Raw genomic sequence first — 22,733 nt, 5'->3', positions numbered from 1 at the left:
ATCCAGGCGCGACGGCCGCGCCAGGCCACGATCCCCGAACTGGCGGCGCTGCATGGACCTGAACCGTCTAAAGACTCTGATCGATGCGATGGCTGCGTCTGATCTGAACGAGATGGAGTTCAGCGAAGACGGCTGGTCGCTCAGGCTGGTTCGTCGGGCGCAGCCGGACGATATGGCTCGGGTACCGGTCAAGGCCGCCCGATCCACGCGAGCCAGACAGTTGCCAACTCGCGCCGAACCCGAAGCGGCGCCGAACAGAGAAGCGAAGATCGCAGCGCCCTTGTTCGGCATTGTGCATCTGCAACCGGCGCCGGATGCATCCGTCTTCGTTTCGGTCGGTCAGACCGTGACGGCTGGAACCCCACTCTGTGTCATCGAGGCAATGAAGATGTTCCACGAAGTTCGCGCCGAACGGGATGGCACGGTGTCGGCGATTTTGGTTGTCTCCGGTCAGGAAGTCGAGGCCGGCCAAGAACTGATAAGGTTCGCGTGAGCCCATGTTTGGATCGGTTCTCATAGCCAACCGGGGAGAGATTGCCCTACGTATCCAGCGGACCTGCCGGCGTCTCGGATTGCGAACGATCGTGGTCCATTCCGAGACCGATCGAGGGGCGCCGTATGTGTGTCAGGCTGACCTTGCTCTGTGCATCGGACCCGCCGCGGCGGCGCAGAGCTACTTGAACCAGAAAGCGATTCTGTTTGCGGCCGAGGTCAGCGGAGCCGAGGCGATCCACCCGGGCTACGGATTTTTGTCTGAGAATGCCGGCTTTGCCGAGCAAGTCGAGGCCGCGGGCCTGACATTCATCGGTCCGACCGCCGCGAGCATGCGCGTTATGGGTGACAAGATCGCGGCCAAGCGCGCCATGAGAGCGGCGGGCGTTCCGTGCGTCCTCGGTCCCGATGCGGCCCTGACTGACGATCTTGATGTCGTGCGCGCGGTCGCAGGCGAGATCGGCTATCCCGTGATCCTGAAAGCCGCCGGGGGCGGGGGCGGTCGCGGCATGCGGATAGTCGAGAGCGAAAGTGGCTTGCGCGACGCGCTGCTCCTGACACGGGAAGAAGCGCGGCGGGCGTTTGGCAACAGCGCAATCTATGTCGAGAAATTCTTAGGGCATCCGCGCCACGCCGAAATCCAGGTGATCGCCGATACACACGGTAACGCGGTCTGGCTTGGTAGCCGCGATTGCTCACTCCAACGCCGTCATCAGAAGGTGATCGAGGAGGCGCCAGCCCCGCAGATCGAAGATGGGCTGGTCCGCGAAATCGGCGAGCGCTGCGCGGAGGCTTGTCGGCAAATCGGCTATCGCGGCGTCGGCACTTTCGAATTCCTGGTCGAAGATAATTCGTTCTACTTCATCGAGATGAATACGCGCCTCCAGGTCGAACATCCCGTCACCGAGATGACCACCGGGATCGATCTCGTCGAGGCTCAGATCCGCGTGGCGCAGGGTGAAAGGCTGCCGTTCAGGCAGGGCGATATCGCCTGTCGCGGTCATGCCTTCGAGTGCCGCATCAATGCCGAAGACCCGGACAGTTTTGTGCCGTCACCCGGTGTGATTGATACCTGGCAGATGCCGGGCGGACCTGGCGTGCGCATCGACAGTCACGCGAGTGCCGGTTACCGCGTCTCGCCATATTACGACTCGCTGCTCGGCAAGCTTATCGTCCATGGCACGACACGCGATGAGGCGTTGGCCCGTTTGCGGGTGGCGCTCGACGAGGCGCGGATCGAGGGGATTGCAACAAACCTGCCGCTGCACCGGCGCCTTGTCGCCGATCCCGATTTTATCCGCGGTGGCGTCAGTATCCACCATCTCGAGACGAAACTTCGGTTGAGTAGGCAGCCATGACGACGGACCGGCCTCGCACAAGCCTGCTCGGGACGACGGCGCTGCTGTTCGAGGCGCCCGGCGAGACCACGCTCGAAACGCAGCGGCTGATTTGGGCCTTAGCACACGAGGCAGCCGGATTTCCCGGTGTGCGCGAGGCTGTGCCAGGCATGAACAACCTCATGCTGGCCTTTGTCGAGCCACCGCGACGACCGGAAGAGATCGAGCAAGGGCTCGTCGAACTCTGGGACGTCATCGAGCCGCTTCCGATTGCCGGGCGTTGCATCGATCTGCCCGTCACCTATGGCGGAGAAGCCGGGCCGCATATGGCCGATGTCATCGAGCACACCGGCATGAGCATCGATGAGATCGTCGAACGCCACAGTGCGCCTACCTACACCGTATTCGCGCTCGGAAGTCACCCCGGCTATTGCTATCTCGGCGGCATGGATGGGCGCATCGCGACGCCGCGCCGCAAGGTGCCGGTGCTCAGGATTCCGGGAGGAGCCGTGTCGATAGGCGGTAGCCAGACCGGCGTGTCTGCCTCGGACGGACCGAGCGGGTGGAATACGATCGGCAGCACGCAGGTCCCATTCTTCGATGTCGATCGTAGCCCGCCCGCGCTGCTTCAGCCAGGCGACAGCATCCGCTTCAGGGTTGTCAGGGTGCTGCGATGATCAAAATCTTGTCAGCAGGCGCGCTTGCGACGGTCCAGGATCTCGGTCGTACCGGTGGGCTAAATCTCGGCGTCGGGATATCGGGCGCCATGGACGCGCTCGCCCTTGTCGGAGGCAATATCCTGCTGCGCAACGAGGAGAACGCCGCAGCCATCGAGATTCCGGTTCTTCCCTTCAAGGTTCGCTTTGAGCGCTCAACCGTTTTTGCCGTCACCGGCGCCGACTGTGCGGCGAGGATTGGTGAGACGCCGGTATTGCCGTGGTGGGCGCATCGCGCCGAAGCGGGGCAGGTGCTATCGCTGTCGCTTCCCAAGCAGACCACATGGCGCGCGAGCCGCGCCTATCTGTGCGTCGCCGATGGTATTGACGTGCCGGCTGTGCTCGGCTCACGCAGCACGCAGTTGAGAGGCTCATTTGGTGGCCACGAGGGGCGGCCGCTCCGCGATGGCGACAAACTGCCGACCGGACATTCGAGCGGCCGAGCCGTTCCCGGCTTCGGTCTGGTCCCGCCCGGGCTGGCGCTCCCGCTCGAGACCGACGGCGTGCCCGCCGTTCGCGTGCTGCCGGCCGCCGAATACGACTGCTTCACGAAGTCATCGCACGGTGCGTTATGGTCGACCGCCTGGAAGATCACCCCGCAGAGCGACCGCTATGGCTACAGGCTTGCCGGCCCTGAGCTCATCCCACTGCGTCCGCTGGAATTGCGCTCACATGGCATCGTGCCCGGCGTCATTCAGGTGCCTCATGGCGGCCAGCCCATCATCCAGATGCGCGATGCACAGCCCTCCGGCGGCTATCCCAAAATCGGCACGGTGATCGAGGCAGACCTCTGGCGCCTCGGCCAGGCCCCGATCGGGAGCAGCGTCCGCTTCATCCGCTGTAGCTGGGATGAAGCGCTGAGCGCCTCGGCGGAAGTCCGCCGCTGGCTTGCCAACGCCCGTCGTCTCGTCGAGCTTAATTGCGGCGAAGGACGTGGCCGGTGAGCAATCCTCTCGATCACGTCGATCAGTTGAGTGTCTGGCTCCAGGACGCCGACCTCGCGCTGCTCGAGCTGCGCGGTCCGAGCGCCTCGTTGCGCCTGGTCAACGACGGCGCAGTGGTGCGTGTCGTTGAAGGTGAGGCGACCTCGCCCGTCGACGCACCGTCAATGACCCTCCGCGCGCCGTCGCCGGGAATTTTTTTCGATCGGCATCCGCTTCACGAGCGTGCAATCGCCTTGGCCGACCCCAATGTCAGGGCTGGCGAGCCTCTCGGCTTCCTGCAAATCGGTCCTTTGCTTCTAGCCGTGGCTGCCCCGCTGTCGGGAATGGTGACCGATGTGCTGATCGCCCACGGCACCGTCGTCGGCTACGGCGAGCCGCTGTTCCTACTACGTCCGATTGGAGGTGAGACAGCATGAAGATCGATCTCAATGCCGATATGGGCGAAGGTTTTGGTCCGTGGTCCATGGGCAATGACGAGGCGCTGCTCGACCTCGTATCTTCGGCCAACGTCGCGTGCGGTTTTCATGCGGGTGATCCCCTGATCATGCAGCGCACGGCGGAGCGCGCCAGGGCGTGCGGCGTCGATCTTGGGGCTCACGTCGGGTTTCCCGACCGTCAGGGATTTGGCCGACGCGTGATGCAGATCGACCCCACCGAGCTCGCCGCCATGGTCACTTACCAGCTCGGCGCACTCGATGGCATCGCGCGGGCCGTCGGGCATCGCGTCACGCATATGAGCTTTCACGGCGCGCTGGGCAACATTGCAGCGGCCGACGCCGAACTTGCCCTGCCATTGGTTCGCGCGGTCGCCGCATTCGATCCCGATCTCCTGATCGTCTCCTCGAGCAGCCGCGCCATCGAGGGTGCGGCGGCGCAGTGCGGTATCAGGGTCGCCACGACCTTCCTGGCTGACCGGGCCTACGACGACCATGGCTTGCTGGTTTCCAGGGCAAAGCCCGGCGCCGTCATTCATGACGCCGGGGTGGTCGCCGAGCGGGTCAAGCGTCTGCTGCGTGACGGCGTTGTTATTGCCGCCAGCGGAAAAGCGCTAGCCATGCCGGTCAAATCAATCCTGTTGCACGGGGATACCCACGGCGCCGTCGAGCTGGCCCGAGGGATTCGGGCCTCGATCGAGGCTGCCGGCGGCGAGATCGTGCCGGTTTCCCGGCTTGTGGCGGACTCCGGCGGACCGGGTAGGTGATCATAAGGGGACCTTATCTCGCCACATTTAATCCCTCTTGGCAGGAAAGTTGCGCGATCGTTTAACGTGTTGGAAAGGTGAGGACCCCCATGCCATTCTCCGATTACAGGACCGCTCTCGTAACCGGTGCCTCGTCTGGCATCGGCTTGGCTGTGGTCGAGCGCCTGGCGCGCGAGGGCCTGAAGGTTCATGCGCTCGCACGGTCCGCGGGTGCGCTAAGAGCTTTGGCCGCTCGCACCGGCTGCATCTCCCATGCGATCGACGTTAGAGATATTGCGGCTGTCACCATGCTTGCTCAGCGTATTGAGGTCGACGTGCTCGTCAACTGCGCGGGGGTTGACCGGCCGAAGAAGTTTCTGCAGTCCGATCCGGACGACATTGATCTTCTGGTCGACGTCAACCTGCGTGCGATCCTGCATCTCTGCCGTCTTCTCGTGCCGGGCATGGCCCAGCGCGATCGCGGTCATGTGGTGAACATCACGTCGATTGCCGGCGCTTACAACTTTGCGGGCAATTCGAGCTATCACGCGACCAAGGCGGCCGTCAGCATGCTGACCAGTCAGCTCAGGGTCGATTGCTTCGGCAAGCGCGTGCGCGTCACCGAGATCTGCCCCGGCAGGGTGGCAACCGATATCTTCGCCCATGTCCACGGCGACAGCGCCGAAACGCGCGCGAACTTCATCGAAGGCTTTGAACTGCCCGAGGCAAAGGACATTGCCGATGCAATCGCGTTTGCGATTGCGGCTCCGGTCGCGGTGAATGTCGGCTACATCGAGATCACACCGACCTTGCAAGTGCCGGGTGGCTTGTCGACCACGCGCCCCGAGGGTTTTCCAAAACCCATTCTGCCGACCTAGAGGAGGGGCGCGCGATGAAGGGTTTCGACCTCATGGCCGTCCTGCTCAATCCGGAGTTCAGCCGGATGCTGGTCCATGGGGTGAAGATGACCTTCATCGTCTTCATCGGCTCGTGGCTTCTGGCGATGAGTCTTGGAATGATCCTGCTTGCGATCCGAATGCTGCCGGGCCGGATCGCCAGCGGTTTTGTCGCGATCTACGTCTCCTACCATCGCAATGTGCCGACCTTGGTGCAGCTCATGCTCTGGTATTTCGGCATTTCGAGCTTGCTGCCGGACTCGGTCCAAATGTGGCTCGGCGATCACAACGGCGAAGCGTTGTTCGCCATCATTGCCTTGGGGTTGTGCCAGGCGGCGTATTTCAGCGAGGATCAGCGCTCTGGTCTACGCGCTGTGCCGAGGGGGCAGTGGGAAGCGGCGCGTGCGCTGGGGCATAGCTACGTCGGAGCGATGGCCTACATCCTGCTGCCGCAGGCCGTTCGCAACGCGATGCCGGCGCTGGTGAGCCATACCGTCTCCTTGTTCAAGAACTCCAGCCTTGCGATGGCGATCGGCGTCGCCGAGCTGACCCACGCCGTCAAAGAGGTCGAGAACCAAAGCTTTCGTCCGTTCGAGACCTACCTGATTGCCACGATCGTCTATCTCGTCTGCTCGTTGCTGCTGATGTGGCTTGGTCACCATCTGGAGCAACGCAGCCGCATGGCCGGAGTGATGTGATCATGTCGCTGCTCCCGAGCATGATCGACCTTGTCAGGGACAACTGGCTGTTGCTGCTCGTCGGCCAGTATCCGAACGGCCCGCTTGGGGGTATCGCGGCCACCCTCATTCTCTCCGTCCTCGGCATTGCCTTGGCCTTTCCGCTGAGCGTTGTGATGGCGCTGGCCAGCCTATCGCCGTGGCGGGCGCTGCGCTGGCCGGTCATGGGCTTGGTCTACATGACCCGCGGCGTGCCACTGCTTCTGATCATTTTGTGGGTCTATTTCGTGCTGCCGCTGATGATCGGCCATAGCGTGCCGGCGTACGCGACCATGCTGGTCACGCTGGTCGGCTATGAAGCCGCATTCCTGAGCGAGATCGTGCGAGCCGGAATTCAGGCATTGCCAACAGGCCAGATGGACGCCGCCCGCGCGCTCGGGCACAGCCGTCTCGGGGCGATGCGCTACGTGATTCTGCCGCAGGCGCTGTTCAACATGATCCCGAGCATTCTCAGCCAGTTCGTCTCCACCATCAAGGAAACGACGCTCGGCTACATCATCAACGTCCCCGAGCTCACCTTCGCGGCCGGCCAGATCAACAACCGGCTACTGACCAAGCCGTTCGAAGTCTATTTCCTCCTTGCCATCAGCTACTTCATCGTGTGCTGGACCTTGACGCAGGCCATCAGCATGGTCGAGCGGCGGATAACCGCGCGCCGGACCGCAGGCCCGGTTGCCGTGTCTGCACTGCCTGCCTTACCCGCAAGCGCATCAGGGACATGACCATGTCGCATGAACCTCCATCCCGGGATGCCGATCCGATGATCAAATTCGTCGCCGTGCACAAATTTTTTGGGGCACTCGCCGCGCTGACCGACGTTAACGCCGAGGTGAAGAAGGGCGAGGTGGTGGTGGTCTGTGGGCCGTCCGGCTCGGGGAAATCGACGCTCATCCGCACCGTCAACAGGCTCGAGGAAATTCAGTCGGGCTCGGTGCTGTTCGAGGGCAAGGACGTTCACGGCAAGTTGGGTGGCACGGCGCTGAATCACTTGCGGAGCCGGATCGGATTCGTTTTCCAGAGCTTCAATTTGTTTCCACATTTGAGTGCGCTCGACAACGTCATGCTTTCGCCGATCAAGGTGAACGGCGTCAAGCGCAGCGAGGCGCGCGAAACGGCACTTCGCCTGCTGGATCGCGTCGGACTCGCGACCAAAGCCCAGAACTATCCGGGCCAGCTCTCCGGCGGACAGCAGCAGCGCGTCGCGATCGCGCGTGCGCTCGCCATGGAGCCGCCGGCGATGCTGTTCGACGAACCGACCAGCGCGCTCGATCCGGAGATGGTGGGCGAGGTGCTTTCCGTCATGCGCGGGCTTGCACGCGACGGAATGACCATGATGTGCGTGACCCACGAGATGAACTTCGCGCGCGATGTCGCCGATCGCGTCTGGTTCATGGACGCCGGAAGGGTGCTCGAGACGGGAGCTCCGGTCGACTTCTTCCGCTCACCGCGACATCCCCGTGCGCAGCGTTTTCTGTCGGACCTGCACACAAGGTGAGCGCGCTGACTTGATGTGACCAATCTGGAGGAGTGAACACAAATGTCTTTCAAGAATCGTTCGATCGGCTTGGTGGCCGCGATCGTAGGCCTTGCTGGGATCGCGTCAACGGCCTGCGCTGACCAGCTCTCGGACATCATCCAGCGCAAGGAGCTGCGCTGCGGAACCTTCGCGGACGTTCCGCCATTTGCGGCGCCGGATGCCAAGACACGTGAGATGGTGGGCTTTGACGTCGACCTCTGCAAGGTGATCGCCCAACACTGGGGCGTTGTCGCCAAGGTCACGCCGCTCTCGGTCGAGGCACGCGTGCCAGAGGTCAAGCTCGGTCATGTCGACATCACGGTGGCGAACCTCGCCTACACGCTGGGCCGCGCCGAGCAGATCCAGTTTTCCGATCCCTATTACATCGCCAAGGAAATGCTGGCAGTGAAGGCGGGCGACCCCGGGACCGCCAAAGCCGACTTCAAGGGCAAGCGCCTGGCATCGACCAAAGGATCGACGTCGGAACTCGCGATCAAGATGAACGAATCCGACCCGCTGACTTTCGTCGATACCGGTTCGGCCTTCATGGCGGTTCAACAGAACAAGGCAGTCGGAATGGTGGCGAATACCATGACCATTACCAAGCTCGTCAGCCAGTCCAAGGAGGCGGGGCAGCCGCTGAAGATGATCGAGGAGCCCATGGTGCTTCAGCCGATCGGCATCGGCATGAAGAAGGACGAGCCGGCACTGCTCGCGAAGGTCAACGAGACCCTGCTCGAGATGGACAAGGCTGGGGAGATCAACCAGATCTGGGACAAGTGGCTCGGTCCGAGCACCGAATTCAAGATGACACGTACCGACAAGGTCGCGCCACTGAGCCAGCTGAAGTTCACGCCGCTCCCATGAGCGGGGAAGCGAAGTTCGTGGCTAGCTTCCCCGCGGCATCGCCGTCTTCTTGGCCGTGCCGATCATGACTTGCGTGTTCGCTGGTAGCGTTCTGGAAGGAATTGCATGCCTTGGGGAGGCATCTCTCGCATCCCCATACCGCTCGTCATGGACCATTTCTGCAGTCGTAGCTCCGTGCCAAGTACCTATCACCTCCAATATAATGCGGGTAGTTGGGATAGCGGCACATCGGACGGGACGCCTTCAGAGCAAAGGGCGGCGTGGCTTCCTTCACCGTCTGGATCAACGCGTCGGCCGGCGCGATGCCGTCGCTGGCCCAGTGGTCGAGCGGGTCGAGCAAGTCGACCATGGTCGGAATCGCGATGCCGTCCGGCACGGTTGCGCCGTTGCCGGTGTGGGTGGAGCCAGGCGAAAGATAAAGACGCGCCGAGCCATCTACTGTGGCCTGACCCAGTTTGGCCACGACCGACTGGAAATAGTTGATACCAGCGAGTGGGCTCTGCGCAAGGTCGGCCAGGTTCTCTCGCATGATCAGCTTGCCGCCATGGGCGAAGAACGCCGACAGATCGGGATTGGTGGAATCGAGCAACTTCGAGAGCTCCTCGACGCGGGCGTGGAGATTTTCCGGACGATAGCTCCGCACATCGAACTTGTCGTCACGTGCGATCATGAAGCGCACGGCATTCACGCCGTAGATCCAATGTTGCGAAGCCGTAGCCACATCTACTGGGTCGGTTGGCGGGGCCGTGCCGACAACCCAGCGTGCCATGGTGGATCGGTCGGGGTCGGGTGTCGTCTCGTTACCATAGAGCCATTGCGGATAGTCGGCGATGCCATTCGCCATCGCGAACGGGAAGGGATGCGGCGCATGAACCGCCTGGATGGAGGCGATCTGCGGATCCGACAGGCAGTTGTCGCCCGTATCTGTTCCACCAGGGCAGCGCAATGCGGCGAGGTTCACTTTGGGCTGGCAGGCGAATGTATTGCTGACGATACCATCGCGCAGGCCGTCAAGCTCGTCGCAAGCTTCCATCACGAACTTCGCCAGCATCTCCGTCTTTGCTGGATTGAGCCAGCCGCCGTCGAAGTGCGGCAGCACGTTCGGGATGTAGGACTGGAAGAGCATAGACAACTGCACTACCGGAACGACGCTGACGACGCCGTCATAATCGACCGGAAAGCGCTGAGCCATGGTGAGCCCTTCGCGGCCGCCTTCGGAGCCGCCGAAATAGTAGATCCTCGCCGGCCGCCTACGATAGAGCAGTTCGCTCAAAACTACGGCGACGTCGCGCACCTTTTTGTAGGATGCATAAGCATAGTTGGTCAGCATTTCGTCGTTGAGACCGAACTTGCCGATGGAGTCGCGCGGGAAGCTCGCGGCCTGGTGACCGGAATCGGTGCCGAGCGTGGCATAACCACGCACGATCGGCAGCACCTCGTCAGGCGCAGCATCGCGGAGGGGCGCAAGACCCGTGATCAGTGTGCCATTGTAGCCGCCACCCCCATATTGCAACAGCTTGCCGTTCCAGGCGACCGGCAAATTGAGCTCAAAGTTGATCAGCTGCGCCGACGGATCAACCGGGGAGATGCTGCCCAGTACCTTGCAGAAGTCGGGCGTCGCGGGCGTCTTAGCCTGCGCTGCAGCGCGGACGAAGCTTGCAGAAGCGACGACGGTGTTCCCGCTGGGAAGCCCGATCAACGTGGCTGGAATAGTCCTATCGGCCAGTCCCATGCAGGCGCGCTGAAATGCCTCGTCGGCGACTGAGGGGCCGCCGGTCAGCAGCACAACGAGCGCGCCAAGCGCGAGACTGTAAGCAGCGGCCGATCGGTGCCGCCTTGCGCGAGCAGGGCGGCCGTTCTTTCTGCCTATCACCATTCACTTCCTCGTTGTGGTTCTAGCGCGGAGCCCGATGCACGCGTTACTTCTCCCGCTAACCTGCCAACGTGTCAAATGTCTGAGATAGGCTTAGATAGCAGATCTCTTCGGTACGCTTCAGATGACCACCGTAATCTCCGGCATAGTCTCTCCGTCGCGAAGTCATGGGCCCCGCAGTCACCGCGTGTCTGCCAACCCTCGGCAATGTCCTTTACTAAATCCCTTCTTGTCGCGAGACGTCGGTTTTTGGGGATGGTGGGAAGTTAAACGCCGGATAGGGATGTCCGACCGCCTGCGTCGGAACCCCCCCTCGCTGGCTGCAAGCTCCGCGATCCAAACTGTGACATCAACACGAGATTTTAAAACGCGGAGTGAGGGCTTAGCCAGGGCTTGACTCGCCGGAGAAAATTAGTCTAGTTATGCAAGTAACGGGTGAGCCCGACCTTCGTCGGTTGCCCAAGCCCGTCTCAGCCCAGAGAGGCAACGTGGAGGAAATTCGTATCGAGAGGCGGGACGGCGTTGCGCACGTGGTTCTAAACCGCCCAGCGATAAGGAACGCGGTCACGCTTGATATGTGGCGACAGCTCGCTGACATTTTCTCGGGCTACACCAGCGACCGGAATGTTCGCGGGGTCATTCTGAGTGGGGCGGGCAAGGACTTTTCCGTTGGCGCCGACATCTCCGAATTCGATCGCATCCGAGAAGACCGTCATCAGGCTGTGGCGTACGAAGTCGCAGTCGATGCCTGCTCGGGGGCAATTGCTGCGCTGGGAAAACCCGTCGTCGCGGCGATCGCCGGTTACTGCCTCGGGGGCGGCTGCCATCTCGCGCTCGCCTGCGATTTCCGATTCGCCAGCCGCACCGCAACAATCGGGATCCCGTCAGCCAAGCTTTCTATTGTCTACGGGGTGAACAGCGTTCAGCGGCTCCTGGCACTCACGGGGCTGTCGAATGCAAAGCGGATCCTTTATTCAGCCGACCGCTTCGGAGCAGAAGATGCCCTCCGACTAGGCTTGATCGACGAGCTTCACGAAGACGCCGTCGCAGCTGCAGAGGAGTTCCTGCGGCGCCTGTCCGTCAACGCGCCACTCTCGATCTCCGGTGCCAAGTTCATGTTGAACGGTCTTTCGATGGGTAACGGCGCGCTGGATCTCGCGGCGGCACAGCGGCTCGTCGACGAAGCGTCTGACAGTAGGGACTTCAAGGAGGGCCGCGACGCCTTCGTGCAGAAGAGACCACCACGCTTTCGCGGAAATTAATTCGGGATGGGGAAGGTTGGAGAAGGCCCATGAAGCCTGCCAAGTTTGACTATGTCTCGCCATCAACGGTCGAGGCCGCGATCGAAGCGCTTGTCGCCTCGAACGGAGAAGGGAAACTGCTGGCCGGCGGTCAGAGCCTTCTGCCACTCTTAAACTTCCGGATGGCGCGACCTTCGGTTCTGATCGATCTTAACCGCATCGGCGGGCTTTCCTACATTGAGCATCGGGAGGGGCGGATTGCGGTCGGGTCGCTAACGCGACATCGTGACCTGGAGCACTCGCCACTCATCGCTGCGAAGCTTCCGGTCATGTCGGCGGCGATGCGGCACGTGGCTCATCTGGCCATACGCAATCGGGGTACGATCGGCGGCAGCTTGTCCCATGCGGATCCTGCCGCCGAACTGCCGATGCTAGCAGTATTCTATGATGCAATGATATCCATTCGAGGACCGAATGGGCTTCGGAAGGTCGCTGCGGAGCAGTTCTTTGTCGATGCTCTGACGAATTGCCTGCAGCCGGACGAAATCGTCACCGAAGTCGATTTTCCAGTTCTTGATCAGGACGGGTGGGCATTCGAAGAAGTCGCCCGCCGCTTCGGCGATTTCGCGCTGGCTAGCATCGCTCTATCAGTCCGCCGCGCGGGTACCAGGCTTGAGGATGCGCGCGTCGCTGTGATGGGCGTGGCCGACACTCCGCTGCGCTTGAAGGCAGCCGAGCGGGAGCTCGTTGCATTGCCGCTCGACGACCAGGCTCCGGAACTCTTTTCCGACATCGTCGCGTCGAAGATTTCGCCAAACGACGATCTTCATGCATCGGGGGAGTACCGCGTCCATCTCCTAAAAGAGCTGTCCAGGCGCGCATTGCGCAAAGCACTCCGACAAAAGGAGAAAGCAGCATGACGGAGATCTCGGTCAGAGTGAACGGAGAGTGTTACAACGTCGCGGACGTTGAACCGCGCATGTTGTTGTCCGACTTTTTGCGCGATCGGCTGGGCCTCACCGGTACGCATGTCGGCTGTGAGCACGGTGTCTGCGGCGCCTGCACCATTCTCGTGAATGGCGATAGCGCGCGCTCCTGCCTTATGCTGGCAGTCCAGACGGATGGCGCCGAAATTGTAACCATCGAAGGACTTGGCTCGCCCGACGAGCTCAACGTCTTGCAAGCGCAGTTCCGTGAGCATCACGGACTCCAGTGCGGCTATTGCACGCCGGGCATGCTGATGACCGGCGAGGACATGCTTCGAAAGTATCCGCTGGCGACGGATGAGGACATCAGAGAGGGCCTTTCCGGCAATCTCTGCCGCTGCACAGGCTACCAGAATATCGTGACTGCGATCCGCAGTGCCGCCGCGATGCGCGCGGAGAAAAAATCATGAAGTTGAACTTTCTCACCGCCGGACACCTCCGGATGAAGAGGAGCATCTACGTGGCCGGCGCAGATCGCAACGAGACGATCGACCTTCCGGTCAGCTGTGCGCTTATCCGGCATAAGCAGGGTAGCCTTCTGTTCGACACCGGATGCCATCCGGCCGTAGTCGATGATGCTGAGGGACGGTGGGGACCGCTCGCGAAAGTCATGAGGCCGATGATGCGAGCGGAGGAGACACTCCTGGCGAGCCTGGCTTGCACGGGCCTCGGGCCTGATGACATCGACATCGTGGTCAATTCGCACTTTCACCCGGATCATTGCGGCTGCAATCAGTTCTTCCGAAAAGCGACGATTTTCGCTCACGCCAAGGAGATCGAGGCAGCGAAGGCACCTGGCGCCGATAGTGCGGGATACCTCAAAGCCGACTGGGATTACGGACACCCCATCGAGCCTGTGAACGGCGAGAAAGATCTGTTCGGTGATTCCAGCGTGGTGTTGGTTCCTCTTCCAGGCCACACCCCTGGCACTATGGGCGCACTGGTCAGCATGGACCGGGACGGCGAGTTCCTGCTTGCGTCCGATGCTGTCAGCCTACGCCAGAACCTCGATGCGGACGCAGCCCCTCGTAACACTTGGAACGTCGAGCAGCAGATGAAGACGTTCGCGGAGGTTCGCAGAATCGAGACGTCCGGCGCTACCGTGATCTGCGGACACGACTACGCGCAATGGCAAGGCTTGCGCAAAGGTGGTGAGGGCTATGAATAGAGATCACCGCGCCAACGCTTCCGACGTGCTGCGCCCCAAGAACGTCGGCGCACCGATCAGGCGTACCGAGGATCCCCGCTTGCTGGCGGGCAACGGTGAATACACCGCAGATCGCAGGCCGGATCGGCCGTTACATATCGCCTTCCTGCGCAGCGCACAGGCGCATGCCAGAATTGTGCGCGTCGGCATCGCCGCCGCTCTGAAGGCGCCTGGTGTCATCACGGTGCTGACCGCGGAGGAAATTTCCGGCGACTTCAAACCGGTCGTCCCGTTCTCTCGGACGCCGAACTACTACGCAACTCCGATTCTACCGCTTGCCTCGGGAAAAGTCCGCTATGTCGGAGAGGCGGTCGCTGCCGTCGTCGCGACCTCACGCTACCTGGCCGAGGACGCGGTCGAATTGATCGAGGTCGACTACGAACCGCTGACCCCGCTCGCGCGCGCAGAGGTGGCGGTCGCCGAGGGGGCGGCTCTGCTGCATGAGGAGGCTGGGACGAATGTCCTGATTGCTCGAGAGTTCAAGAAGGGGGATGTTGCGGCCGACCTGGCAGCTGCTGCCGTGAGGGTAGGTGGGCGCTTCGAAATGACCCGCAAGGCGGCGCTCGCGATGGAGCCGCGGAGCTATTCTGCGGAGTACGACAAGCGAAGAGACGCGCTCACGCTCTACACGTCATCGAACATTCCGGGAATTGTACGTGATGCCATTTCGGGGTCGCTGTCACTTCCAGGCCATCGCTTGAGGGTGGTCGCCCCCGACGTCGGTGGTAGCTTCGGTTCGAAGGGATCCCTTTATCCAGAAGAACTCTTGATGTGCATCGCCGCGCGCAAGCTGCGCCGGTCGATTAAATGGACGGCAGACCGGCTTGAGGACGTCAGCAGTAGCAGCCAGGCCTTTGCAGAGATCGTCGATGCCGAGATGGGCTTCGACGCTAACGGTCTGGCCATCGCGCTGAAAGCAGACGTGATCGGCGACGTGGGCGCCTTCTCGATCTATCCATGGACCTGCGGCCTGGAGCCGGTGCAGGTCGTCAGCTTTCTGCCCGGGCCCTACAAGATACGATCCTACCGCGGCGCGGTTCGCGGCGTCGCAACGTGCAAGCCCCCGACCGGTCCCTACCGGGGCGTTGGTCGGCCCGTTTCGACCTTTGTCTGCGAGCGCTTGATGGACATGGGCGCCAAGGCGCTCGGGATTGATCCGCTTGAGATCAGGCGCCGCAACCTGGTACGGAGTGAGGAATTTCCATACCGCATCGCGTCCGGCATCATTTGGGACAAGACCGGCTTCATCGAGTGCTTGGAAGCCGCCGCTGAGGCAGCGGGTTACGATCAGCTGCGAAAGCAGCAGTCGGAGGCCCGCAAACGCGGGCGACTTTTCGGCATCGGCATCGCTTCCTATGCAGAACTGACGGGGATCGGCTCTCGCATTGCGGTGGCGCCTGGTATGCCGATCAATACGGGCTCCGAAACCGCAAAGATTACAATCGATTCGACTGGAGGCATCACCGCAGCGTTCGGGGTCGCCTCCCACGGCCAAGGGCTCGAGACAACTCTGGCGCAGATCGTCGCCGACGACCTCGGTGCTCGTTTCGAAGACATTCGTGTCATTCAGGGTGATACCGACGAGGTCCCGATGTCGACGGGGACCTACGCAAGCCGTAGCGCTGTGCTCGGCGGTGGTGCCGCGAAGCACGCTTCTGAGATCCTTAAGGGAAAGGTCAAGCGAGTTGCATCGCATCTTCTGGAGACCAGCGCCGACGACCTGGAGATTTCCGAAGGCAAGGTGACCGTGCTCGGGACCGATCGCGCGGTGTCTTTCAAGCAGATCGCAAAGGCCGTCTATTCCGATATGAAGACCTTGCCGGTCGAGGCACGGGAGGAACTGACGGCGAGCTACACCTATGACCCAGTCAACGGCACAACCGCAGCAGCAACTCACATAGCTGCCGTCGAAATCGATCCGGCGACGTGCTTTGTGAAGATACACAAGTTTGTTGTCGCCGAAGATTGCGGCCAGATCATCAATCCGATGATTGTCGATGGTCAGGTTCACGGCGGCGTAGCACAAGGGATCGGCGCGGCGCTGTTCGAAGAGCTGATCTACGATGACGATGGTCAATTGCTCACCGCAAGCCTCGTCGATTACGTGATTCCGTCCGCGCCGGAAGTGCCGACCATGGATGTCGTCCACGTCCAAAGCGAGTCTGCAGTGTCCGGCGGATTCCGCGGCATGGGCGAAGGCGGAACAATCGGCGCGCCGGCGGCGATCGCTAACGCCATAGCCGATGCGCTATCGCCGCTCGATATCGACATCTCGATTCTTCCGATGACGCCGGAACGCATCTTCAGGCTTATTCAGGACGCCAAGCTCACAGCAAAGGGAAAACCATGACCGACCTAAAGGGACGTATAGCGCTTGTAACGGGAGGTGGCCGCGACGTCGGCGCCGCAATCTGCAGGATGCTGGCTGACGGTGGCGCATCGGTCGCCGTGAATTACCACAGCTCGCAAGCTGACGCAGAAGCTGTCGTTACCGAGATCAAAAATGCAGGCGGAAAAGCGAAAGCCTATCAAGCCGACATAGCCAATGCGAACGTCGTGAAGAAGATGGTCGATGACGTCAAGAGTGACTTCGGCGGCCTCGACATTCTCGTCAACAACGCTGGACTGGTGTTCCGAAAGAAGTTCAATGAGAGCACGCCGGAGGATTGGAAGAAGCAGATTGACACCTGCCTTTACGGCGCATTGAACTGCTCGCATAGTGCCGGACCACTGCTTGAGGCGTCAGGCTGCGGGCGCATCATATCGATCATGGGCGACTCATCGCGGGTCGGCGAATCGGGCCTCGCGCTTGGCGCGGCCGCGCGTGCCGGCACCATCGCGCTCATGAAATCGCTCGCTCGTGAATGGGGCCGTTCTGGAGTTACCGCGAACTCGATCTCGCTAGGCCTGATCGAGACCGCACACGACAAGGTCTGGGTGGAAGCCAATCGCGACAAGCTCGTCAAAGCTTACGCCATTCGCCGTCTGGGCCTGCCTTCGGACGTGGCCCCACTGGTCAGTTTGCTCGCGTCCGACGCCGGCGCCTGGATCACCGGCCAGGTGATCAGCGTGAACGGCGGATATTCGATGGTCTAAAAGGGGGACGGCGATGCTGCAAGTTGATCTGATCGCGCCGATCGCGACGCTCCTCAATCGTCACGCAAAGAGCCGACCGGAGCAGGTGGCATATTGGGATTCGACGCGGTCCATCACTTACGAGCAGCTCGCCGACCGCACAGCCTCCATCGCGGCGGGTCTGACAAGAGCCGGCTTGAAGGAAGGCGACAGGCTGGCGATCTACTTGCCGAATGGAGTGGACTGGATCGAAGCCTGCTTCGCCGCCTTGCGCGCCGGCGCAGTCGTGGTGCCGATCAGCTTTGAGGCAGCTGAGGGCGAGGTCAGCTATCGCCTGACCGATGCCGATTGCGGTGTTATCGTCACGACGGGGTCGCGCAAGCATCTGCTGGATAAGGTCTTTAGGGACGCGAGTATCTCACCGACCGTGATCTTCGCTCAGAACGATGCCGACAGCGCCGGAGTATCGATGGCGAACCTCGCCAAGGACCAAGGTGCGGCGTCGCTGGATCCGGCTGACATCGATCGGTGCTCGTTCATCATCTACACGTCGGGCACCACGGGGCGGGCCAAGGGTGTTCTGCTGTCGATCCGTGGCATGCTTTGGGTCTCAGCAGCTTGCTGGGGGCCGATTGCGGAATTGACAAGCGACGACGTGATCCTATCGCCTCTGCCGCTCTTCCATTCCTACGGTCTCAATCTCTCGGTTCTCGGCGTTCTCGCGCTTGGCGCCAGTGAGCACATCATGGAGCGCTTCTCCCCACAGCAGGCGCTCGAGCTGCTAGGGACTGGCAAATATTCGATCATGCCGGGCGTGCCGACGATGTTCCACTACCTTTTGCTCCGCGCGCAGGAAGCCGGCATCGAGCGGCTCGGATCCGTGCGTCTGTGCATCTCGGCGGGAGCGATCATGCTTGCGACCCTGAACAAAGCCTTCGAGAAACGGTTCAAGACGCGGCTCCTCGACGGATACGGCATCACCGAGACATCCACGATGGTGACAATGAATTGGCTGCACGGCGGCAGACCGATGGGATCCTGCGGCCTTCCCGTGCCTGGCCTCGCGGTCCGCATCGTGGATCCTTCCTCGCTGGAGGACGTTCCGATCGGGGAGGAAGGCGAACTCATCGTCCGCGGACCGAACCTCATGCTGGGCTATCACAACAAGCCGACGGAAACCGCATCGGCGCTGCGCAAGGGTTGGTACCATACGGGCGACCTCGCAAAATCGGACCCTTCGGGCTATCTGACGATCACCGGCCGGATCAAGGAGCTGATCATCCGTGGCGGCCAGAACATCGCGCCGGCGGAGATCGAGGAAGTGGTGGTGAAACACCCCCAGGTCAGGGATTGCGCAGTCGTCGGAATGCGGCACGCGACCCTTGGCGAGGTACCGTGCCTCTTCGTGGTCGCCAATGACGAGGCTCTCGACGTGCCCGCGCTGCTGGAGCATTGCAGGGCCCATCTCTCGTCATACAAGATCCCGGAATCCACGCATCTCGTTGGAGAAATTCCGCGCACCGGGTCCGGCAAAATCATGCGTTTCAAGCTCGTCGAGGCTTTGAGCAAGCAGGCTTGAGCGGCTTGAGCCTTCAGTCGACGGAGCGTGGACCCAGCGCGCCATAGGATTTCGGGTCGTAGGCAAGGCGATATCGCATGTCGGCAGCTACGATGGGAGTCTTGCATCGGTCGCAGTTGACGACAGGATCAAAGTCGTGACCGCACTTGATGTGCGTGAGGACAAGAGGCGGCTTTCCTTTCGACAGCCATCGATCCCCCCATCGCAGCATGGCGATGAACGGACCGTAAAGCTCCAGACCCATCTCGGTCAGGAGGTATTCATAGCGGTCGGGAGAGCTCTGATACTGCCGGCGCCGGAGCACTCCGTTGGCAACTAAGCGATTCAACCGATCGGTCAGGATATTGGGGGCGATTGCGAGCTCATTGAGGATCTTATCGTAACGGCGATTACCGAAGAATCCTTCGCGGACAACCATGAAACTCCATTTGTCGCCAATTATTTCGAGCGCGCGGGATACCGAGCTCGGACGGCCGAGCACGAAGCGGCTTCCCTCAGAGGGGCGCCGTGTGTTGCGGCCAGGCTTGGCCGGACAACGCCCGGCACCAGGCCCATCGCGATATTTGACTTCTCGAGCTGGCACCTTTTCCCCGCAATGGGAGCACGTGACGACCGGGTGACTCTCGCAGCCGCAGGTCGCATGGACAAGCGTCAGCGGCGGCGGCTTACCCTTGGATAGCCAGCGATCACCGAACTGCATGAGCGCAATAAAGCTCGGATAAAGGTCGAAGCCCATTTTCGTCAGCCTGTACTCCTTCCTCTGTGAAGAGCCGGGCGCAACCTGACGGAAGATCGCGAGCTGCGTCAGTTTTCTGAGCCGATCTGTCAGCGTCGCGCGAGGAATGCCGAGCGCCGATCGAAAGGCTTCAAACGTCTGTGTTCCGAAAAATGCCTCGCGAATGATCAGGAAAGCCCAGGCGTCGGAGACAATGTCCAACGTACGGGCGACAGAGCAGTTGCGCTCGGTTCGGCCGGCTGCGGTGCGGGGCGAGGCCGCTGTCGCCTTCGATTTGGTCGCGGTTCTTTGGATTTTGGCGGCAACAGGCATCCGGATCGGTCCGTTCAAACAGCTGCCACGGCCGGACAGCCCTGAAAAGTCGCGCAGCTGTAGCACACCGGCGCGATTGACTCGTCGAAAAGTTCAGTCTAGTTATGCATGTAACATTAGTCTAGTTATGATAGTAATTAGGGAATGGAAAGATAACCCTGGGGAGGAACGTCATGAAGCGGAGCGTGGAAATTGGCCTGATTGCAACGGCGGCAATCCTGACGATGAGCGTCAGCGCCAATGCTCAGACAGGGGCTGTCTCGGACGACGTGGTGAAGATCGGTGTTCTAACCGACATGTCGGGGCAGTTCTCGCACGAGTCTGGTGAAGGCGCGGTGACTGCGATCAAGATGGCGGTCGAAGACTTCGGTGGCAAGGTGCTGGGGAAGCCGATCGAGGTCATCGTCGCGGATCATCAGAACAAGCCTGACACGGCCTCCGCATTGGCGCGCAAATGGTTCGATGTCGAGAAGGTTGACATGATCGGCAACCTCATCAATTCCTCGATCGCACTTACTGTTTCCGGGCTTGCGAAGGACAAGAACCGGATCGCCATTATCAATGGCTCCGGATCGTCCCGTCTGACGGGGGATGCATGTACGCCGAACAGCATCCACTACTCCTATGACACCTATGCGCTCGCCCGCGGGACCGGAACTGCGCTAGCTAAAGAAGGCAAGAAGTCCTGGTACTTCCTGACCGCGGACTATGCCTTCGGCCACGCTTTGGAAGCCGACACCTCAGCCGTAGTGAAGGCGATGGGTGGTGAAGTCCTGGGATCGACCCGATACCCGCCCGAATCCTTCGATCAGTCCTCGTTCCTGCTCCAGGCGCAGGCGTCGAAAGCCCAGGTCGTCGCGTTGGCAGGCTCCGGCAACGTTCTAGTCAATTCGATCAAGTCTGCGCAGGAATTTGGGATTCAACAGCAGCAAACGTTGGCTGGCCTGCTCGTCTGGGAAACCGACATCAAGGCCCTCGGCCTTTCCGTCGCGAAAGGGCTGGTATTGACGAATGCTTTCTACTGGGATCGTGACGACGAGACCCCCGCGTGGTCGAAACGGTTCTTCGATAGGATGAAGGTGATGCCGCACATGGGCGATGCTGGCGACTATTCGTCCACCATGCACTATCTGCGTGCAGTCGAAGCGGCGGGCACCGACGAAGCGCAGGCGGTCATGAAAAAGATGCGCGAGATGCCCATCAATGATTTCTTTGCCAAAAACGGGCGCATCCGAGAGGACGGCCGCATGGTGCACGATATGTACGTATACGAGGTCAAGAAGCCGTCGGAATCGAAGGGAGCCTGGGATTTCTACAAGCTTCGCGAAGTGATCCCGGGCGATCAGGCGTTCCGTCCGCTCAAGGACAGCACCTGCCCGTTGGTACGGAAAGGTTGACACGTAGAGCCGGGGCTCGGGTCCGCAATCCGACCGGTCCAGCATTTAAGGAGCCATTTCGATGGATCAGAAAGTTGTCGCAGCGACCTCGGCTGGAATGCCCAATCGGATTCGTACCGGGGCTGAATACATCGAGAGCCTCCGCGGACGCAGATTGGCCGTCTACTTAATGGGCGAGCTGGTCGACGAGCCTGTCGACCATCCTGTGATTCGACCTTCCATCAATGCGGTCGCAAGAACCTATGACCTCGCGAACGAGGATCCTGCCCTCGCGTCGGCAATCTCGCCGTTCACCGGCAGCGACGTAAATCGGTTTCTCCATATTTCGCAAAGCCCAGCCGATCTTGTGATGCAGAACAAGATGCAGCGTCGTCTGGGTCAACTAACAGGAACGTGCTTCCAGCGTTGCGTGGGTATGGATGCACTCAACTCGCTGCACTCTGTGACCTACGATGTGGATGCCAAACACGGCACACCATATCATGCACGTTTCACGCAGTTCCTCGCACGTATGCAGGCGCTGAACCTCGTCATCGGCGGAGCGATGACCGATGTCAAGGGAGATCGTGGCCAGTCCCCCTCTCAGCAGGCGGATCCTGATCTGTTCCTGCACGTGGTCCGTCGCACGCCTGAGGGCGTTTACGTCCGAGGAGCGAAGGCGCACCAAACAGGGTGCTTAAACTCGCATTGGTTGATCGTAATGCCGACCATGAGACTAGAGGCGGCAGACAAGGACTATGCGATTGTCGGCGCCATTCCGGTCGATGCTGCGGGTGTTACCTACGTTTACGGCCGGCAGTCTTGTGATACGCGAAGCAGCGAAAGCGGAGACATCGACGCCGGCAACGCGCAATTTGCAGGTCAAGAAGCGATGATCATCTTCGAGGATGTCTTCATTTCAAACCAACACGTTTTCCTCGACGGTGAGTTCGAATTTGCGTCGACGCTGGTTGAGAGATTCACCTGCTACCACCGCCGCAGCTACGTCTGCAAAACGGGCGTGGGCGACGTCCTGATCGGAGCCGCGGCGACAATCGCTGACTACAACGGGGTCGAACGCGCCTCGCATATCCGGGATAAACTCGTCGAGATGACCCACCTCAACGAGACGATCTACGGGGCAGGCATCGCGGCGAGCCATCAAGGAACCGCGATGAAGTCCGGTGCCTACTTGCCGGACGAAATGCTGGCAAATGTCTGCAAGCATCACGTCACGCGGCTACCCTACGAAATTGGCCGGCTGGCGCAGGATCTCGCCGGCGGCCTAATGGTGACGCTGCCGTCCGAGCGCGAACTCAGGCATGAGAAGATCGGTCCGATGATCGAGAAGTACCTGAAGGGACGGCCCGAGATCGCAACGGAGGACCGAATTCGCATCCTTCGCCTCGTGGAGAACATGACTCTCGGCAGGAACGCGGTGGGCTATCTGACGGAGTCCATGCATGGCGCCGGCTCGCCGCAGGCCCAGCGTATCCAGATCGCGCGATCCATGCAGATCGAATTTAAGAAGGATTTGGCCAAAGCGCTTGCAGGCATTTCGTCTGCATTGCGCGCGGAGATCGAGACCGATCTATCGACTTACATGGCCCGGGTCTTTGCGCCTGTTCCCAACTGATCCGCAGATGATGACATACCTCGTCCA

The 22,733-nt window shown here is 61.1% G+C and carries 22 protein-coding genes; 20 read left to right on the top strand and 2 right to left on the bottom strand.

All coding sequences use genetic code 11. From position 1 onward, the window contains the following. Positions 1-52: 52 nt before the first annotated feature. The 11 genes from ACVWZ4_RS04490 to ACVWZ4_RS04440 all read left to right on the top strand — a co-directional run bounded on the left by ACVWZ4_RS04490 (position 53) and on the right by ACVWZ4_RS04440 (position 8,685). Positions 53-493, top strand: a complete 441-nt coding sequence (locus ACVWZ4_RS04490) for an acetyl-CoA carboxylase biotin carboxyl carrier protein (protein WP_456701774.1) — start codon at positions 53-55, stop codon at positions 491-493. A gap of 4 nt (positions 494-497) precedes the next feature. Then, positions 498-1,850 (top strand): acetyl-CoA carboxylase biotin carboxylase subunit, encoded by a 1,353-nt coding sequence (gene accC, locus ACVWZ4_RS04485; protein ID WP_456790041.1) that lies wholly within the window; start codon positions 498-500, stop codon positions 1,848-1,850. Beyond that, the gene (pxpB, locus tag ACVWZ4_RS04480; RefSeq protein ID WP_456701776.1) at positions 1,847-2,506 is read left to right on the top strand and encodes a 5-oxoprolinase subunit PxpB; all 660 of its coding nucleotides are present in this window, start codon (positions 1,847-1,849) and stop codon (positions 2,504-2,506) included. Before accC ends, pxpB begins: the two co-directional genes overlap by 4 nt. Then, the gene (locus tag ACVWZ4_RS04475; RefSeq protein WP_456701777.1) at positions 2,503-3,489 is read left to right on the top strand and encodes a 5-oxoprolinase subunit C family protein; all 987 of its coding nucleotides are present in this window, start codon (positions 2,503-2,505) and stop codon (positions 3,487-3,489) included. The genes pxpB and ACVWZ4_RS04475 overlap by 4 nt, the downstream gene beginning before the upstream one ends. Then, on the top strand, positions 3,486-3,905 hold the full coding sequence (locus ACVWZ4_RS04470; RefSeq protein ID WP_456701778.1) for a hypothetical protein: 420 nt from the start codon (positions 3,486-3,488) through the stop codon (positions 3,903-3,905). Before ACVWZ4_RS04475 ends, ACVWZ4_RS04470 begins: the two co-directional genes overlap by 4 nt. Then, positions 3,902-4,690, top strand: coding sequence for a LamB/YcsF family protein (locus ACVWZ4_RS04465; protein WP_456701779.1), 789 nt, complete (start codon positions 3,902-3,904; stop codon positions 4,688-4,690). The genes ACVWZ4_RS04470 and ACVWZ4_RS04465 overlap by 4 nt, the downstream gene beginning before the upstream one ends. 89 nt (positions 4,691-4,779) lie before the next feature. Further along, entirely contained in the window at positions 4,780-5,547 is a 768-nt protein-coding gene (locus ACVWZ4_RS04460) for an SDR family oxidoreductase (protein WP_456701780.1), read from the top strand. A gap of 14 nt (positions 5,548-5,561) precedes the next feature. Further along, the gene (locus tag ACVWZ4_RS04455) at positions 5,562-6,263 is read left to right on the top strand and encodes an amino acid ABC transporter permease (protein WP_456701781.1); all 702 of its coding nucleotides are present in this window, start codon (positions 5,562-5,564) and stop codon (positions 6,261-6,263) included. Between the two features lie 2 nt (positions 6,264-6,265). Beyond that, positions 6,266-7,024: an amino acid ABC transporter permease gene (locus tag ACVWZ4_RS04450; protein ID WP_456701782.1), complete on the top strand. Its 759-nt coding sequence runs from the start codon at positions 6,266-6,268 to the stop codon at positions 7,022-7,024. Further along, a complete protein-coding gene (locus tag ACVWZ4_RS04445; RefSeq protein ID WP_456701783.1) occupies positions 7,021-7,797 on the top strand; it encodes an amino acid ABC transporter ATP-binding protein in 777 nt (258 codons plus the stop codon). The genes ACVWZ4_RS04450 and ACVWZ4_RS04445 overlap by 4 nt, the downstream gene beginning before the upstream one ends. Positions 7,798-7,839: 42 nt before the next feature. Next, on the top strand, positions 7,840-8,685 hold the full coding sequence (locus ACVWZ4_RS04440) for an ABC transporter substrate-binding protein (RefSeq protein WP_456701784.1): 846 nt from the start codon (positions 7,840-7,842) through the stop codon (positions 8,683-8,685). A 145-nt stretch (positions 8,686-8,830) separates the two neighbouring features. On the opposite strand, the gene ACVWZ4_RS04435 is transcribed toward ACVWZ4_RS04440, so the two are convergent. Further along, the gene (locus ACVWZ4_RS04435; RefSeq protein ID WP_456701785.1) at positions 8,831-10,471 is read right to left on the bottom strand and encodes a tannase/feruloyl esterase family alpha/beta hydrolase; all 1,641 of its coding nucleotides are present in this window, start codon (positions 10,469-10,471) and stop codon (positions 8,831-8,833) included. A 575-nt stretch (positions 10,472-11,046) separates the two neighbouring features. On the opposite strand from ACVWZ4_RS04435, the gene ACVWZ4_RS04430 reads away from it, so the two are divergent. Genes ACVWZ4_RS04430 through ACVWZ4_RS04400 form a run of 7 tightly spaced genes read left to right on the top strand, consistent with a single transcriptional unit; the run spans position 11,047 to position 18,646 of the window. Then, the gene (locus ACVWZ4_RS04430; protein WP_456701786.1) at positions 11,047-11,820 is read left to right on the top strand and encodes an enoyl-CoA hydratase-related protein; all 774 of its coding nucleotides are present in this window, start codon (positions 11,047-11,049) and stop codon (positions 11,818-11,820) included. A gap of 29 nt (positions 11,821-11,849) precedes the next feature. Beyond that, complete coding sequence (locus tag ACVWZ4_RS04425; protein WP_456701787.1) at positions 11,850-12,719, top strand: FAD binding domain-containing protein; 870 nt, start codon at positions 11,850-11,852, stop codon at positions 12,717-12,719. Then, the gene (locus tag ACVWZ4_RS04420; protein ID WP_456701788.1) at positions 12,716-13,195 is read left to right on the top strand and encodes a (2Fe-2S)-binding protein; all 480 of its coding nucleotides are present in this window, start codon (positions 12,716-12,718) and stop codon (positions 13,193-13,195) included. Before ACVWZ4_RS04425 ends, ACVWZ4_RS04420 begins: the two co-directional genes overlap by 4 nt. Then, positions 13,192-13,953, top strand: coding sequence for an N-acyl homoserine lactonase family protein (locus ACVWZ4_RS04415; protein ID WP_456790040.1), 762 nt, complete (start codon positions 13,192-13,194; stop codon positions 13,951-13,953). Before ACVWZ4_RS04420 ends, ACVWZ4_RS04415 begins: the two co-directional genes overlap by 4 nt. After that, positions 13,946-16,342 carry a xanthine dehydrogenase family protein molybdopterin-binding subunit gene (locus ACVWZ4_RS04410; protein WP_456701790.1) on the top strand — a complete coding sequence of 799 codons (2,397 nt, stop codon included), beginning with the start codon at positions 13,946-13,948 and terminating at the stop codon, positions 16,340-16,342. The genes ACVWZ4_RS04415 and ACVWZ4_RS04410 overlap by 8 nt, the downstream gene beginning before the upstream one ends. Beyond that, positions 16,339-17,088 carry an SDR family NAD(P)-dependent oxidoreductase gene (locus ACVWZ4_RS04405; protein ID WP_456701791.1) on the top strand — a complete coding sequence of 250 codons (750 nt, stop codon included), beginning with the start codon at positions 16,339-16,341 and terminating at the stop codon, positions 17,086-17,088. The genes ACVWZ4_RS04410 and ACVWZ4_RS04405 overlap by 4 nt, the downstream gene beginning before the upstream one ends. A 13-nt stretch (positions 17,089-17,101) precedes the next feature. Continuing rightward, positions 17,102-18,646, top strand: coding sequence for a class I adenylate-forming enzyme family protein (locus ACVWZ4_RS04400; RefSeq protein ID WP_456701792.1), 1,545 nt, complete (start codon positions 17,102-17,104; stop codon positions 18,644-18,646). Positions 18,647-18,659: 13 nt separating this feature from the next. Here ACVWZ4_RS04400 and ACVWZ4_RS04395 read toward each other — a convergent pair whose 3' ends face one another. Beyond that, positions 18,660-19,694, bottom strand: coding sequence for a winged helix-turn-helix transcriptional regulator (locus ACVWZ4_RS04395; RefSeq protein WP_456701793.1), 1,035 nt, complete (start codon positions 19,692-19,694; stop codon positions 18,660-18,662). Between the two features lie 173 nt (positions 19,695-19,867). Between ACVWZ4_RS04395 and ACVWZ4_RS04390 the strand changes: the two genes are divergently transcribed. Both ACVWZ4_RS04390 and ACVWZ4_RS04385 read left to right on the top strand, forming a co-directional pair. Beyond that, a complete protein-coding gene (locus ACVWZ4_RS04390) occupies positions 19,868-21,091 on the top strand; it encodes an ABC transporter substrate-binding protein (RefSeq protein ID WP_456701794.1) in 1,224 nt (407 codons plus the stop codon). Between the two features lie 61 nt (positions 21,092-21,152). Beyond that, positions 21,153-22,706 carry a 4-hydroxyphenylacetate 3-hydroxylase family protein gene (locus ACVWZ4_RS04385; protein ID WP_456701795.1) on the top strand — a complete coding sequence of 518 codons (1,554 nt, stop codon included), beginning with the start codon at positions 21,153-21,155 and terminating at the stop codon, positions 22,704-22,706. Positions 22,707-22,733: the final 27 nt, after the last annotated feature.

This window comes from Bradyrhizobium sp. USDA 4472, assembly GCF_054058595.1.
This window is presented reverse-complemented; position numbering and strand designations above follow the sequence as displayed.